Annotated in this window: 17 protein-coding genes and 1 pseudogene; 5 read left to right on the top strand and 13 right to left on the bottom strand. The window is 64.4% G+C overall.

From position 1 onward, the window contains the following. Window positions 1–49: 49 nt before the first annotated feature. Entirely contained in the window at window positions 50–529 is a 480-nt protein-coding gene (locus AC5ZG1_RS09315; protein WP_165435625.1) for a hypothetical protein, read from the top strand. Between the two features lie 74 nt (window positions 530–603). Beyond that, on the top strand, window positions 604–963 hold the full coding sequence (locus AC5ZG1_RS09310; RefSeq protein ID WP_028163537.1) for a GFA family protein: 360 nt from the start codon (window positions 604–606) through the stop codon (window positions 961–963). Between the two features lie 114 nt (window positions 964–1,077). Here the strand turns inward: AC5ZG1_RS09310 and AC5ZG1_RS09305 are convergent, their stop codons facing one another. Further along, the gene (locus AC5ZG1_RS09305; RefSeq protein ID WP_496132665.1) at window positions 1,078–1,785 is read right to left on the bottom strand and encodes a glutathione S-transferase; all 708 of its coding nucleotides are present in this window, start codon (window positions 1,783–1,785) and stop codon (window positions 1,078–1,080) included. Window positions 1,786–1,940: 155 nt separating this feature from the next. Between AC5ZG1_RS09305 and AC5ZG1_RS09300 the strand changes: the two genes are divergently transcribed. Next, window positions 1,941–2,345, top strand: a complete 405-nt coding sequence (locus AC5ZG1_RS09300) for a DUF3606 domain-containing protein (RefSeq protein WP_496132664.1) — start codon at window positions 1,941–1,943, stop codon at window positions 2,343–2,345. A 277-nt stretch (window positions 2,346–2,622) separates the two neighbouring features. On the opposite strand, the gene AC5ZG1_RS09295 is transcribed toward AC5ZG1_RS09300, so the two are convergent. The 9 genes from AC5ZG1_RS09295 to flgB form a co-directional block, all read right to left on the bottom strand. Continuing rightward, window positions 2,623–3,291, bottom strand: coding sequence for a lectin (locus AC5ZG1_RS09295; protein WP_496132696.1), 669 nt, complete (start codon window positions 3,289–3,291; stop codon window positions 2,623–2,625). Between the two features lie 155 nt (window positions 3,292–3,446). Next, window positions 3,447–4,418, bottom strand: a complete 972-nt coding sequence (locus AC5ZG1_RS09290) for a Tim44 domain-containing protein (RefSeq protein ID WP_028163541.1) — start codon at window positions 4,416–4,418, stop codon at window positions 3,447–3,449. A 240-nt stretch (window positions 4,419–4,658) separates the two neighbouring features. Then, complete coding sequence (cckA, locus tag AC5ZG1_RS09285) at window positions 4,659–7,217, bottom strand: cell cycle histidine kinase CckA (protein ID WP_496132663.1); 2,559 nt, start codon at window positions 7,215–7,217, stop codon at window positions 4,659–4,661. 157 nt (window positions 7,218–7,374) lie between these two features. Next, the gene (flhB, locus tag AC5ZG1_RS09280) at window positions 7,375–8,451 is read right to left on the bottom strand and encodes a flagellar biosynthesis protein FlhB (protein WP_496132662.1); all 1,077 of its coding nucleotides are present in this window, start codon (window positions 8,449–8,451) and stop codon (window positions 7,375–7,377) included. 23 nt (window positions 8,452–8,474) lie between these two features. Then, complete coding sequence (gene fliR / locus AC5ZG1_RS09275; RefSeq protein ID WP_456643350.1) at window positions 8,475–9,245, bottom strand: flagellar biosynthetic protein FliR; 771 nt, start codon at window positions 9,243–9,245, stop codon at window positions 8,475–8,477. Between the two features lie 14 nt (window positions 9,246–9,259). Beyond that, entirely contained in the window at window positions 9,260–9,523 is a 264-nt protein-coding gene (gene fliQ, locus AC5ZG1_RS09270) for a flagellar biosynthesis protein FliQ (RefSeq protein WP_028163545.1), read from the bottom strand. A gap of 127 nt (window positions 9,524–9,650) precedes the next feature. Beyond that, window positions 9,651–9,959: a flagellar hook-basal body complex protein FliE gene (fliE, locus tag AC5ZG1_RS09265; RefSeq protein ID WP_028163546.1), complete on the bottom strand. Its 309-nt coding sequence runs from the start codon at window positions 9,957–9,959 to the stop codon at window positions 9,651–9,653. Window positions 9,960–9,979: 20 nt separating this feature from the next. After that, on the bottom strand, window positions 9,980–10,405 hold the full coding sequence (gene flgC / locus AC5ZG1_RS09260) for a flagellar basal body rod protein FlgC (RefSeq protein WP_028163547.1): 426 nt from the start codon (window positions 10,403–10,405) through the stop codon (window positions 9,980–9,982). Between the two features lie 23 nt (window positions 10,406–10,428). Continuing rightward, on the bottom strand, window positions 10,429–10,839 hold the full coding sequence (gene flgB, locus AC5ZG1_RS09255; protein ID WP_456643351.1) for a flagellar basal body rod protein FlgB: 411 nt from the start codon (window positions 10,837–10,839) through the stop codon (window positions 10,429–10,431). A gap of 329 nt (window positions 10,840–11,168) precedes the next feature. On the opposite strand from flgB, the gene AC5ZG1_RS09250 reads away from it, so the two are divergent. Then, complete coding sequence (locus AC5ZG1_RS09250; protein ID WP_496132661.1) at window positions 11,169–12,128, top strand: flagellar biosynthetic protein FliO; 960 nt, start codon at window positions 11,169–11,171, stop codon at window positions 12,126–12,128. After that, window positions 12,125–12,877, top strand: coding sequence for a flagellar type III secretion system pore protein FliP (gene fliP / locus AC5ZG1_RS09245; RefSeq protein ID WP_028163550.1), 753 nt, complete (start codon window positions 12,125–12,127; stop codon window positions 12,875–12,877). Before AC5ZG1_RS09250 ends, fliP begins: the two co-directional genes overlap by 4 nt. Window positions 12,878–12,886: 9 nt before the next feature. On the opposite strand, the gene AC5ZG1_RS09240 is transcribed toward fliP, so the two are convergent. The 3 genes and pseudogenes from AC5ZG1_RS09240 to AC5ZG1_RS09230 all read right to left on the bottom strand — a co-directional run. Continuing rightward, window positions 12,887–14,122, bottom strand: coding sequence for a YbfB/YjiJ family MFS transporter (locus AC5ZG1_RS09240; protein WP_496132695.1), 1,236 nt, complete (start codon window positions 14,120–14,122; stop codon window positions 12,887–12,889). Between the two features lie 9 nt (window positions 14,123–14,131). Beyond that, window positions 14,132–14,362, bottom strand: a complete 231-nt coding sequence (locus AC5ZG1_RS09235) for a hypothetical protein (RefSeq protein WP_496132660.1) — start codon at window positions 14,360–14,362, stop codon at window positions 14,132–14,134. Beyond that, window positions 14,349–14,537, bottom strand: a pseudogene (locus AC5ZG1_RS09230) (SDR family oxidoreductase); the annotation flags it as partial. The pseudogene AC5ZG1_RS09230 and the gene AC5ZG1_RS09235, both read right to left, overlap by 14 nt. Window positions 14,538–14,543: the final 6 nt, after the last annotated feature.

Genomic DNA, 14,543 nt, shown 5'->3' with positions numbered 1-14,543 from the left:
GACCCTGCATTGAACCCGTGTGGTTTTCCATGCCGGCAGGGGGGCATCCGTGACCAGAACACTCGTATTGCGTCTTCGAGGCGCAGCGCTCGCCGCCGTGCTGGGGCTTTTCTCCGCCCTCGCCGCATTGCCGGCACACGCCGACCAATGCGATGACATCGCCAAGCAGCTCGCCAGCCAGATCGACGGCCTCAAGGTCAACTTCAAGGCCGCCAACGTCGTCTATCTGACCCATCCCGCGACCAGGGAATTGTCGCTCGGCTGCCGCGGCAGGAGCTACTCCATCGAGCTCTATGCCAAGGGCGACCGGAAGCCGAAGCCGGAATTCTATCAACTGGTCAGCTCGGCGGCGGCGATCATCTTCACCGTGCCGAAGGACGACACCACGACCGGCGCCACGCGCTGCCTGAAGCGCATGGGCCTGTTGCGCGGCGACAAGGTCAGCATGCGCTTCCGCCGCCTCAACATGGACTGCACGCGCACCAAGACCGAGGCATCGATCGCGATCACCCGCGGCAAGGACGAATAGCGCTTCCGCGACCTGCTGACCGGACCGAGCCGTTGCGTTATCATGCTTTCCCCGGGATGCGGTGAGGAAGAACGATGCCTGACAGCAAAACCTATACCGGCGGGTGCCATTGCGGACAGGTGCGTTTCGAATGCACCTCCGATCTTGCCATGGTGACCAATTGCAACTGCTCGATCTGCACCAAGAAGGGCCTGCATTTCGCCTTCCTGCCGCCGAGGAGTTTTCAGCTCCGCGCCGGCGAGGAGAACTTGAAGGAATATCTCTTCAACCGGCACGCCATCCGCCATCAATTCTGCATCGACTGCGGCGCCGAGGTGTTTGCCTACGGCAAGAAGCCCGACGGCACTGATGTGGTGGCGCTGAACGTGAGCTGCATCGACGGCATCGAGTTGTCGAAGCTCGCGATGACGCCGTTCGACGGCAAGAACAGTTGATGTCGTTTCATGCACCGTCATGCCCGGGCTTGTCCCGGGCATCCACGTTCTTGGCAACCGAAACCGTGGATGGCCGGGTCAAGCCCGGCCATGACGAGCGGATAGAGCGACGCTTCAAAGATCCAGTTCCTTGTACCGGCGGAAGATGCCCTGCTCGTTGAACGGAATCCGCCGCTCGCTCGCCAGATAGGTCTTGATGTTCGGCCGCTCGGCGACGCGATCGCGCAATTCGATCAGGCGGGGAACGTTTTTTTCGAACGCCTGCATGTGCTTCGGGAAGGCATAACGGAGGCCCTCGACGATCTGGAACAGCGACAGATCGACATAGGTCAGGCGGCGGCCGCTGACGTAAGCACCGCCATTTGCCTCCACGATATCTTCGAAGTAGCCAAGATATTTCGGCACCCGCTCCTTCCAGAATTCCGCGGTGCGCTTCTTCGCCGGCGCCTTCTGGTCCTCGTAATAAAGGCTCGGCCCGAGCGGGTGATGGGTGTCGTGAACTTCCAGCACGAGATCGGCAATCGTGAGCTGCATTTGATGCACCCAAAGCCGTGCCGCTTCGGCCTTCGGCGCCAGGCCATGGCGCGCGCCGAGAAAGAACAGGATATTCGCAGTCTGCCCGATCACGAGCTTGCCGGCTTTGAGGAACGGCGGCGCGAAGGGCGGTGTGCCCTTGCCCGCTTCCATCATCGCCATCATCGCGCTTGTGCCGCCTGCGCCACGCGCCACATCGTCATAATCAGCACCCGCATCCTCCAGCGCGAGTCGCACATATTCGCCGCGGCCCTGGATGTCGGGCCAGTAGTAGAGCTGATAGCGCATGGACGATGCCTCCCCAGTGACAAGCTCATGACAACACCACACTCCTGTGGCCGGCGCTCTGCTGCCCCGTGATCGCAATTGTTTGCAAACGCGCGACGATGTTAACCTGTTCCGATCTTGGAACATCCGATTCCCGATCGGACAGGAGAATATTGATGGCGGATAGCAAGAAGAAGCGCGGCGCTGGTGATCGCGCGCGGATCGCGTTGGGCGAAGCTTATGAGGTCGCCTACTGGTCAAAAAAGTTCAAGGTCACGCCGGCCGAGCTGAAATCCGCCGTCAAGAAAGTCGGACATTCCGCCAAGAAGGTGGAAGCCTACTTCAAGGAGCAGAAGCACCTCGCCGCGGACCGTGCGCGGATTGCGGTAAGCGAGCCCTATGAAGTGCGCTACTGGTCCAAGAAGTTCAAAGTCACACCGGCCAAGTTGAAGGCCGCGGTCGCTGCCGTAGGCCATTCGTCGAAGAAGGTCGCGGCCTATGTGGCGAAGAAGAAAACAGCTCCCAAGAAGGTAGCAAAGAAGAAAGTCGCCAAGAAAAAAACCACCAAGAAGGCCGCCTGAGCGCTCGCTGGAGCATGGTGCGATGAGATCGAATCGTGTCCGCGATGGCGCTGCGTCCCTTCACCTCTCCCGTAGGGAGAGGTCGGCGTGTAACGCCGGGTGAGGGGATTTGCTCTATCGAGGGACCGTACCCCCTCATTCGGCGCGACCTCTCCCTACGGGAGAGGTGAACTTGCGGCGAGACTGATTCAGCCAAGAGACATCACGCGCTGGCGCATGATCCGATTGGATGGAAATCGGATCATGCTCCAGGCAGCCGGGATTGGCGGCATGGACTTCAGTTCACGGCGAAGCAGTACAGCAAGCCGTCGCCGCCGGTGCTCTTCAGGTCAGCCTGCGAGCAGCCACCGTCGGGGCCGCGCGAAGGATGCGACGAGTTCCAGGACTTCGATGGCTCGTCGTCGCGCAGGCCGATGCGGTCGGAATGACCGACGATGGCGGTGCCCTGCGTGCTGCTTGTCCAGTTCTTGCAGGTGCGATCCTCGCCGGCGGCAAACGCCGTGCCGTCCGCTTGCGAGCCGGTCAGCACGTCGTGACGGTTCGGCGTGTCGCCGCGGCCGTTGATGACCTCGCCTTTTTCGGAAAGCGCGGTCTGCTTGGTGAGATTGTTGCCGGCGCTGTGGAGGTCGGCGACATCCTTGGCGACCACCACCCCCTTCACATTCTGCCACGGCCCTTTCCCGATGCGGTCGCGCGCGTTCACGGCCGGCTGGCCGTTGGCCGCCTGTGTCGACAGATAGGCGTGCCAGGTTTTCGGCGCGCCGAAGCCCGCCGCCTGCGCCAGCGTCTGGCAATGATTGTCAGCGCCCGCAAGCCCACCGAGATTGCCGCCATTGCCGATGCCGTTGCTGGTCAGGAAGAAGCTCGCATTGGCCGACTGCGCCTGCGCCGGTTGCAGCGCGAAAGCGGCAAGTGCGAAACACGTCGGCGCGATGATGGCACGCATATTCATTTGCTCCTCCTGATTGTTCTTGGCTTCCGACATCAACCCGTAGGGGCACTGATTATTCCGACGGTGTGACTGCGAAAATGAATCGCGCAAAGCAAAAGGCGCTGCGGAATGAACCGCAGCGCCTCGATGTTACGTTATCTAGCGGACGATCAGTTCGCCTGCTGGATCGCCGAGAGTTCCCAGTCGCTGCCGCGCCGGCGCACGAAGGTCCAGACCTCCGTCACTTCCTGCGGCTGCTCGCTGCCGGCGACCGGCCGGCTGGTGGTGCGGTCGAGCGTCTGGTCGACCAGCGAGAACCGCATCGCCACAGTGGCGTAATCGGACTCGCCCTCGCGCCAGGCTTCGGCAAGATCGCCCTGCAGCAGTTTCACATTCGTCACCTTGTTGACGACGTTGCGAGCCTTGTTCTCCTCCAGGTCCTTGGAGAAGTAGGAGACCATTTCGGGCGTCGCGAGCGAGTGCAGCTTGCCGACATCCTCATTTGACCATGCAGCCTGGACCTCGCCGAGCAGGCGCTCGAAGGCCTCATAGTCGGCCGGCGCGATTTCCAGAGGTGCGTTGGCCGATCCGAGACCGAAACCCATGCCCGAGCGATAATTCGGCTGCGGGCCCACGCCAGGTGCAGGTGTCGGTCCGCCGGCATAGGCGGCGGCCGGTGTCTGGCGGCGCTGCCACCACGACATCGCGAGCCGCACCACCAGCACGATCAGGCCGATCTGCAGCAACAGGCCGAGGATCGACGTCAGGCCGCCGAGGCCGGAGAGTAGGCCACCACCGAACAAGAGGCCGAACAGGCCGGCGCCGAGGAAGCCCGCGGCGAGGCCGCCGAGCAGGCCGCGGCCCATGCCGCCCCGGTTGAACAGGCCGCCCGAATTCGCGGCCGGCGAGTTCATGCCGGTGCCAGGCTGGCTATAGGTGCGGTTGAACGGTTGCGTCGCGCCGGGCGCCGTGTTGGTGCTGGGCGGCGCGGAAAAGCTCCGCGAGCCGCGGGAACCGGAGCCGAAGCCGCCGCCGGCGCGGGCGTCGGCCGCCGAGATGCTGATAGCCGTGAGGGGCAGCGCCAGCGCGATCGCGACCGCGATAGCCCGAACAATTCCGCGCGTGTGTTGCGTGAAATTCATCTGTGTTTCCTTGAATCCCCGAAATGGGGAAAGTGACACTAAGATGGGCACGGCCGCCCAAAAGGGAAGCCGTAAACGGGAACAACCACTGCGGCCCTCAGTCGCGGGGATGTGACAAAAGCCCGTCTTTTCACGGGTTTTAGCGGCTTCTTAACCCTGTCATTGCGACCGGAGCGAGGCGCTGCAGACTGCCACCACGGAGGGCAGGTTGCTTCGTCGCCTCCCCTGGCGATGACGTTATTACAGCGTCATCGTCTCCTTCACGGCAGCGACGAGCTGCGTCAGCGTGAAGGGCTTTGGCAGGAAGGCGAACTGCTGGTTCTCCGGCAGGCTCTTCTCGAACGCATCCTCGGCATAGCCGGAGACGAAGATGATCTTCAGATCCGGATTGCGGCTGCGCATCTCCTTCAAGAGCGTCGGGCCATCCATCTCGGGCATCACCACGTCGGAGACGACGAGGTCGATCTCGCCATTCTTCTCGTCGAAGGCTTCCATCGCCTCGACGCCGTTGGACGCCTCGATCACGCTGTAGCCGCGCGAACGCAAGCCGCGGGCGTTCAGTGAACGCAGACCATCCTCGTCTTCGACCAAGAGGATCGTACCCTGCCCCGTCAGGTCGGGTTTTGGCTTGGGCGGCTCGGCTGCAGCCTCCTTGGCGCCGTTGGTCGGCTGCGGCTCCGATGCGGCCTCCTGCTCGGGCCGGTGGCGCGGCAGGAAGATGCGGAACGTGGTGCCCTCGCCAGGCGTGGAATCGACATATACGAAGCCGCCGGTCTGCTTGACGATGCCGTAGACCGTCGACAGGCCGAGCCCCGTGCCTTTGCCGACCTCCTTGGTCGAGAAGAACGGCTCGAAGATCTTGTCGATGATCTCAAGCGGAATGCCGGTGCCGGTATCGGTGATGTCGATCCGCACATAGTCCGCCGCCGGCAGGCCCTTGTAGGCGAGCTGGCCCGCTTCCTCCGCCGCCACGTTCTGGGTCTTGATGATCAGCTTGCCGCCATCAGGCATCGCATCGCGCGCGTTGACGGCGAGGTTGACGACCACCTGCTCGAACTGGGAGACGTCGACCTTCACCGGCCAGAGGTCGCGCCCGTGCACGAGGTCGAGCTTCACCTTCTCGCCGATCAGCCGGCGCAGCAGCATGGTCAAGTCGGATAGTGCGTCGCCGAGATCCAGCACCTGCGGCCGCAGCGTCTGGCGGCGCGAGAAGGCGAGCAGTTGCCGCACCAGCGTCGCCGCGCGGGTCGCGTTCTGCTTGATCTGCATGATGTCCTGGAACGACGGATCGGTCGGCTTGTGCGCGTTCAACAGGAAATCGTTCGCCATCATGATGGCTGACAGCACGTTGTTGAAATCGTGCGCGATGCCGCCGGCCAATTGGCCGACCATATCCATCTTCTGCGACTGGTTGATCTGGTTTTCCAGCGTACGCCGCTCGGTGGTCTCGAGCATGTAGACGATCGCGGCCTCGGCATCGCGCTCGTCCTCCTCCACCGCAGTGATGAAGAAGTGGCCCCAGCGTTCCTTGGCGCCGTCGAGCATGACCTCGACCGGCGCGATGTCGCCCCTGCCCTCGGCGGCCTGGTTGATCGCCGCGATCACCAGGCTGCGGTCGCGCGGATTGACCGCGCGGAAGATCGACTTGGCGGCAGCGCCATCCGCACTGAGGCCTTGCGCCAGCTTCGCATAACGCGCATTGGCGCGCACGACATTGCCGCCGCGGTCGACGGTCGCGATCGCCATCGGCGTATGGTCGAAGAAGCGCATGAAGCGCACTTCGGCGGCGCGTTCGGGATCGTGATGCTCGTCGCGGGCGCGGCTGATGACGAGCGTGCGCGAGGCCCCGCGCGCGCCGTCGGCGCCGAAGGCGAGCTTGTGATAGAGCCGCACCGGCATCGGCTTGCCGCTGCGCATCCTGAGATCGATGTCGAAGACTTCGGTCTTCACCTCACCCGGCGCCGGCACGATCGAGGTCAGCAGCGCCGCGCCGTCGCCGGACACGATGTCGGTGAGCTTCAAGCCGCCCGAGCCGATCTCGGCGAGGTCGTAGTCGAGCCAGTTCGCGAGCGTCGCGTTGACATAGGCGATCTCGCCGGACGGCGTGACCGAGAAGAAGCCGCAAGGCGCGTGATCGAGATATTCGATCGCGTGCTGCAGTTCCTTGAACACGTCCTCCTGGCGCTCGCGGTCGCGGGTGATGTCGGCGATCGACCACACCGCATATTTCTGTTCGCGCTTGCTCTGGCCGAGCGGGCGCACCCGCATCCTGAGCCACCGCCCCTGGAGGCCATCATGGCCGGCGATACGGACCTCCTCCTGCTGCCGCTTGCCTTCGCGCGCGGCCTTGAGCAGGCGGAACACGGCCTCGGAGACATCCGGATTGCCGATGAAGACGCGCTCGACCGGCCGCACCTCCTGCGGGCTCGAGGCTCCCGTCAGCGCGAGATAGGCGGCGTTGGAATAGACCACCTGTCCGTGCGAATCCGTGACCGCCAGCCCGTCATAGGCGTGGTTGGCGATCCGGCCCATCACGGGGTCGTCGGTGGAACGGTCGGAGAAACGGACGATTCCGGCGGCAAAGGCGAAAAGGCTGAACAGCCCGACCATGGCGAGCAGCGCCAGCACGCCAAGGATATAGGGCTGTGCCTGGCCGCGGCCGATCGTCATCAGCGCGACCGCCACCGCGACGAGGCCGGCCGCCACCAGCAGCACCAGAACGATGCTGCCGCTCCGCCGCGCCGGTTCGTGGGCCACGAACGGCTCGGCAGCCTGGTTGTGATCGGTCTCGGCGGTCATTGACTGAAGCTGCCCGTCGGCGGTGAAGGCGCGCAGATTCGCCCGTCCTCCTGAGTGCCTCAATCGGAGCTTGGAGCGCAAGTCCATCAGGCCGCGATTTCCCAGGTTAAGCCCATCTCAGGCCGCTTTCGTTCCATTCCCGGAGTCCCATGCCGCGTCAGCTTCGCTGTCCCGACAGCCCGCGACGCTTCAGGCCCATGACGTAGCCGATGATTTCGGCGACCGCGTGATAGTGTTCGACCGGAATTTCCTCGTCGATATCGACGGTTGCATAGAGCGCGCGGGCCAGCGGCACGTTCTCGACGATCGGGATGTCGTGATCCTTGGCGATTTCCCTGATCTTGAAGGCGATGATGTCGACGCCCTTGGCGACGCAGACCGGCGCCTGCATGTCGCGGTCGTAGGCGAGCGCCACCGAATAGTGGGTCGGGTTGGTGATGATCACGCTCGCCTTGGGAACCGCGGCCATCATCCGCTTCTTCATGCGCTGCTGCCGCAACTGGCGGATGCGCCCCTTGATGTGCGGATCGCCTTCCGACTGTTTGAACTCCTCCTTCATCTCCTGCACCGACATCTTCTGCCGCTCGTACCATTGCCGGTACTGGAAGAAGTAGTCGGCGATCGCGACCGCGGCGAGCATCGCCACCACGGCGCCCAGCAGGTGCAAGGTCAGGCTGGTGGTGGCGGGCAGGATCGAGGCGACGTCAATTCTAAGCAGCGATTCCAGCCGGTGCCACTCCGGCCACAGTACCGCGGTCATGACCGCGCCAAGCGCGACGATCTTGAAGATGCCCTTGAGGAAATTTGCCGCCGCCTGCTTGCCGAGAATGCGCTTGAAGCCGGCGCCGGGCGAGATCTTGCTGAATTTCGGCGTCAGCGACTCCGTAGACCACACCAGGCGGTGCTGGATCATGTTGCCGGCAATCGCCGCCAGCATCAGCATCAGCAGCGGCACGCCGATTGCCGCGATGACAGCGATCACGAGCGTCTGCATCAGCGACATCAGCCCCGGGCCGTCGGTCCTGATCATCCAGGAATTGGCGATCAGGTTGCGCAGCGGCGTCAGGATGCCTGCTGCCGTCGAGGTCGAGAAGGTCGACAGCACCAAGGTGCCGCCAGCGATCACGAACCAGGTGTTGACCTCCTGGCTCTTGGCGACATCGCCCTTCGCATGTGCGTCATCGAGACGTTTTTGCGTAGGGTCTTCTGTTTTGTCGTCGCTATCCTCGGCCATCGCGCTTCCTTAATGGCGGCTCCCTATTTCAGCGGCGTCAGTTGGTGCATGACGCCGATGAAGTATTCGAGATAGGTCCCCATCATCGCCGCGATCACCACGGCGAGGATCAGGAACCCGGCGAGGATCGAGAGCGGCACGCCGACGAAATAGACCTGCATCTGCGGCATCAGCCGCGCCAGCACGCCAAGCCCGATATTGAAGACGAGACCGAATACGAGAAACGGCGCCGAAAGTTGCAGGCCGATCTTGAAGGCTTCCGCGAAGGCGCGCGTCGCCAGCGCCGCGACGTCGCCGGTCGGCATCGTCGCGCCCGGGGAGAAGATCTTATAGCTCTCGTTCAGCGCCGCGAGCACCAGATGATGAGTGTCGGTCGCAAACAACAGCGTCATGCCGAGGATCGTGAGGAAGTTGCCGATGAGCTGGCCCTGCTGGCCCTGCGTCGGATCGATCGCAGTGACGAAGCCGAGCCCGAGCTGTTGGGCGATCACCGAGCCCGCGACTGCAAGCGCCGACAACGTCACGCGCGCGGTCGCCCCAAGCACGATGCCGATGACGATCTCGTGCACCATCAGCACCATCAGCGACGTCACCGACGTGATGTCGACATGATAGTCGGCGCGGTGCAGCGGCAGGATGATCAGCGTCAAGAGCAGCGCGATCCCGAGCTTGATTCGCGCCGGGATATTGCTCTCGCCGAATCCCGGCAGCAGCATCACCATCGCCCCCATGCGGGCAAACACCAGCACGAAGGTCGCGGCCAGCGCCGGCAGCAGGGATATGTCGATGCGCATTCAGTCACAGTGCATCAACCGCCGATGATTCGCGACGATATCCGCAGCATGTGGGCGTGCATCGCGTCAGCCATGAACGGCAGCGCCAATAGCATTGTCACGAAGATCGCGAGGATCTTCGGCACGTAGATCAGCGTCTGTTCCTGGATCTGCGTCAGCGCCTGGAACAGCGACACGATCACGCCGACCACGAGGCCGACGATCATCAGGGGCGACGACACCACCACGATGGTCCAGATCGCATCGCGCGCCACGTCGAGGGTTTCAGCACCGGTCATTTCAAGCGTCCTTTTTCAATCCGCCAAACCCTCCGCCGTCATTGTGAGGAGCGTCAGCGACGAAGCAATCCATGCCTCAGCAAGCGGCACCATGGATTGCTTCGCTCCGCTCGCAATGACGGAAGCCTCAGATCGGCATCTTCATGATGTCTTCATACGACTGGATCACCCGGTCCCGCACCGACACCAGGGTCGAGACCGCGACGTCGGTCTCGGCGACCGCGGTCACCACATCCATCACATTGGCCCGGCCCGAGGTCATCGCCACGGTCTGGGCGTCGGACTTGCGGCCGGCATCCATGACGCTGCCGATGGCTTCCTTCACCAGCGCGCCGAACGAGGGGCCTGCGGTCTCGCCGCCCTTCTCGGCGCCGCCCCGCTCCATCATGCGGGCGAGGCTGGCATAGGCATTGGCGGCAACTGTCGGTGTAGCCATGTTGGATCGCTTCCTGTTTCTTAGGACTTGAGGATATCGAGCGTGCGCTGGATCATCCGCCGCGTCGCGCTGATGATGTTGAGGTTCGCCTCATAGGAGCGCTGGGCGTCGCGCATGTCGGTCATTTCGACCAGCGGATTGACGTTGGGATATTTCACGTTGCCGGTTGCATCCGCCGCCGGATTGCTCGGCTCGTATTTGACGCGGAACGCCGACTGGTCGGGCCGCACTCTGCCGAGCGTCACCACCTTGGCATCCAGCGTCCGGTCGAGTGCGGAGGAGAAGGTCGGCACCTTGCGGCGGTAGGGGTCGCCGCCCGCGGTCTGCGCCGTCGAATCGGCGTTGGCGATATTTTCCGAGATCACCCGCATCCGTCCGGCCTGCGCGCGCAGGCCGGAGGTGGCAATCGTCATCGAGCGGGCGAAATCGCTTCCATCGTCGGCCATGATCCCTTCTCCCTAAAAACCTGTCAGCGCCTGCCGATGGCGGTTTTGATCAATCCGAGGCTGCGGCTGTAGAGTGAGGTCACCGCCGCATAGTCCATCTGGTTGGCGGAGACCTTCAGCATCTGCTCTTCCAGGTTGACGGCGTTGCCGGCCGGCCTGGTCATGAAGGCGTTCTTGCCGCCGTCATGGTCGAAATTCTCCGGCGCGCCGGAGGCCGCGATATGGCCGGAGGCGGTCCGCATCATCGGCAGCATGCCCATCGATCCGCCGACCGGCGCGCCATTGCGGCCGAAGGTCGGCTCGACCAGGTCGCGCGGCCGAAAGTTCGGCGAATCCGAATTGGAGACGTTCTCGGCCAGCACCCGCTGGCGCTCCTGATGCCACTGCATCTTGGTGCGCAGCGCCGACAGGATCGGTAGATCGTTGATGGCCATCGCCGCGCCCCCGTTAACCTCTGGGGCCGTCCCCGAGGTAGGCAGAATTTGCCCGGTGTATGGTTAACGGCTGGTTAAATTGTTCCGGGAGGCGTTGGCAGGTCTCCGAATCATCCGGAAGTGCACATTTTCGCCACGATGGCTGCGTTAACCAGCGCGCGCAGGTGGGCTTAGAAGTCGTTTTGGAACAATCGATTCTTGGTCTATTAGTAAACATGGGCGGCGTGACTGCCGTGGGGAATTAAGAAATAAGGCTGATCTCGGGCGTGATTCGCTGATCGGATCGCTTCAGCCCGCATCCGTCGACGCCAGCATGAAAGCAGGGCCAGATGGCCGGGGACAGTAATATGCAGATCCTGTGGTTCCTCTTTGCGTTCATCGCCGTATTGGCGCTGATCGGTCTGGCCGCATGGCTGGTCCGCCGCTTTGCCGGTAACCGCCTCGGAGCCAACACCAACCGCGGGCGGATGCCGCGGCTAGCCGTGATCGATGCGGCCGCGGTCGATGGGCGGCGCCGCCTCGTGCTGGTCCGCCGCGACAATGTCGAGCATCTCCTGATGATCGGCGGCCCCACCGACATCGTCGTCGAACCCAATATCGTCCGCGCGTCGGCCCGCGACCAGGCGCCGCCGCGTCCGGTCATCGCCAGCGCCGAGCCGCCACCGCGGGTTGCGCCGCTCCCGGATGCCGCGTGGGCCGAGGCCGAAAGCGCCCGCACCGAGATCTTCGATACGCCGGAGCCGACGATGCCTGAGCCGCCGCCGCGGCCCGCGCGCCCGTCTTTTGCCGAAGAGCTTCGCCGTCCGGCCGGCCCGCCGCTGACAGAGCGACGCGATCCGCTCACCGGCTTCACGCCGGAGCCGATCGGCAGCCGCCCCGAGCGCACCGAACCGCGGCCGGAGCCGATCCCGCCGCGCGTGCCCCGCACCGAGCCCCTGATCCCGCGCCCGCCCCGCACGACCGAGCCGAAGATCGCGCCGCTGCGCACCCCCGAGCGTGCCGCAGCACCGCCACCGCCGCCTCCTCCGTCTCCGCCATCTCCTCCTCCGCCGCCGCCGGATACATCCAGCGCCGACGCCAATCTCGCCGAGATGGCGCAGCGGCTCGAGGCCGCGCTGCGCCGTCCGCCGAGCGAAGCTGCCGCGCCGCCGGTCGCGCCCGAGCCGGCACCTGCACCGCGCCCCGCACGCAGCGAACCTCCGCCCTCACCTGCGCCGCAGAAGAGCGGCTTTGAGAATCTCGAAGACGAGATGGCCTCCTTGCTCGGCCGCCCGAAGAACCCTTCGTGAGGCCGCCGAAGTTTCCGCGTAGAGTTTTATTCACCGCCGTCCTGATCGCCGCCAGCTCGCTGGCGGCGCCTGCGCTTGCGCAGGACATCAGCATCAATCTCGGCCAGGGCAATGGCGGCGTCACCGAGCGCGCGATCCAGTTGATCGCGCTGCTCACGGTGCTCTCGATCGCGCCGTCGATCCTGATCATGATGACGTCGTTCACGCGCATCGTCGTGGTGCTGTCGCTGCTCCGCACCGCGCTCGGCACCGCGACCGCGCCGCCGAACTCCGTGATCATCGCGCTGGCGATGTTCCTGACCGCGTTCGTGATGGGCCCGGTGCTGCAGAAATCCTATGACGACGGCATCCGCCCGCTGGTCGCCAACCAGATCGGCGTCGAGGACGCGCTGCAGCGCGCCTCCGTCCCGTTGCGCGGCTTCATGCAGAAGAATGTGCGCGAGAAGGACCTCAAGCTGTTCATGGATCTCTCCGGCGAGCCGCCGCCCGCGAGCCCGGAAGAGATGTCGCTGCGCATCCTCGTCCCCGCCTTCATGATCTCCGAATTGAAGCGCGCCTTCGAGATCGGCTTCCTGTTGTTCCTGCCCTTCCTCATCATCGACCTCGTGGTCGCCTCCGTCCTGATGTCGATGGGCATGATGATGCTGCCGCCGGTCGTGGTGTCCCTACCGTTCAAGCTGATCTTCTTCGTGCTGGTCGACGGCTGGTCGCTGGTCGCCGGCAGCCTGGTGCAGAGCTACGGGGGATAGCGCGACGAACTACGAGCGCGCGCGATCGCCCAATAGGCCGACCACGAGATCGACGGCGAGAGCGGTGGTGATGGCGGCTGCGCCGATCATGAACAGGAGCGCGTAGTTGCCGCCGGTCTGCTCGAAGCAGTAGGAGAGCCCATAGGCGCCGCCGGCCTGAAACAGCGCAAAGCTCGTGGTTGCTTGCGCCCAGGCCGCGCCCTGCGCGGCGCTGTTGTGCGGAACGAGTTCATGGATGCGGCCGAGCGTCAGCGGCACGATGCCGGGGGTGAAGGCGCCAGCGATCACGCTCGAGACGATCATCGCGGCCGGAGCCACGCTGACCGCAGGCAGCACGATGGCAACCGCCTGCACCAGGAAGGCGACGCGCAGCGCCGGGCCGAAGCCTGCACGGTCGGCGAGATGCCCGGTCACGAGCGGACCGGCGATCGCGCCGATGCCGTAGAGCACCCAGTATTGCGAAGCGGCCGGAATCCCCTGCCCCAGCCCGCGCGCCACGAAGTCGACCAGGAAAACCATGTGCGGCACCAGCGCCAGGGCGTTGAGGCCATACTCCGCATACAGCGCGCGGATCGCCAGTGATCGCGGCCGCGATGCTATGCGATGGTGAGCTACGGCTTTCGCGCCGCCGACCTCGGCCGGCCAGGCCTTCCAGCTCGCCAGGGTCAGCAGCACGGACAAGATTCCAAGTCCATACCAGGCCTCTTGCAGCCCTTGCCGCAGCAACAGCGGCACGAGCGTGCCGGACGCCGCGACGCCGAGGCCCACGCCGGCGAAGATCACACCGCCGACCACGCCCTTCTTGTTCGGCGGCGTGTGCGGCAGGATCGTCGATGCCGCGAGCACCATGATCACGCCTCCCGACAAGCCGGCAAGAAAGCGCCACACGAAGAACCAGGCGAACGAGATCGGCACCGAGCACGCAAAGCAGCAGAGCGAGGCAAGCACCATCATCGCGCGCAGCGAGCGCACCGCCCCGATGCGAGCGCCGACTTCGCGCGCGATAATGGCGCCGCCGAGATAGCCCGCAAGATTGGCAGCGCCGAGATAGACGACATCAGCCGGACTGAACCATTTTGCCGCGATCAGCGCCGGGATCAGCGGCGTGTAGGCGAAGCGCGCCAATCCAAGACCAACCAGCGAGGCGCAAAGCCCCGCCGCAGCCGACAGCCAGACCGGCCCGCCTTCATGATGATGATTGGCCGCGGCTGAATGGGGATGACGGTGAGCGTGGGTGCTTGACATCGACATCGGTTAAGCAGCCTCGCTGCCAGAAAAGGAAATGGTTAGTTCTGATGCCAGCCATCGCCGACGGCGATGGCTGGCCGGCGCGTCGACCGTCATTGCGAGGAGCGACAGCGACGAAGCAATCCACGCCTCCGCAAGCAGCACCGTGGATTGCTTCGCGGAGCCTGTCATCGGGCGCGCGTTCGCGCGACCCGGTGGCTCGCAATGACGAATCCGGGTGATTTCAGCGATCGACATGCAGTATCTCGCCGGTGACGAAGCCCGCGCTTTCGAGATAGAGCACGGCATCGACGATGTCGCGGCTCTCGCCCATCCGCCCGACCGGATGCAGCTTGGCGAGGAAATCGTGGGTTTCGCGTCCATGCATCGGCGTCTTGATCACGCCGGGCGAGACCGCGTTGACGCGGATGCCCACCGC

The organism is Bradyrhizobium sp. Leo78 (assembly GCF_059512425.1).
The sequence above is the reverse complement of the archived record's forward strand: the minus strand, read 5'-3'. Positions and strand labels throughout refer to the sequence as shown.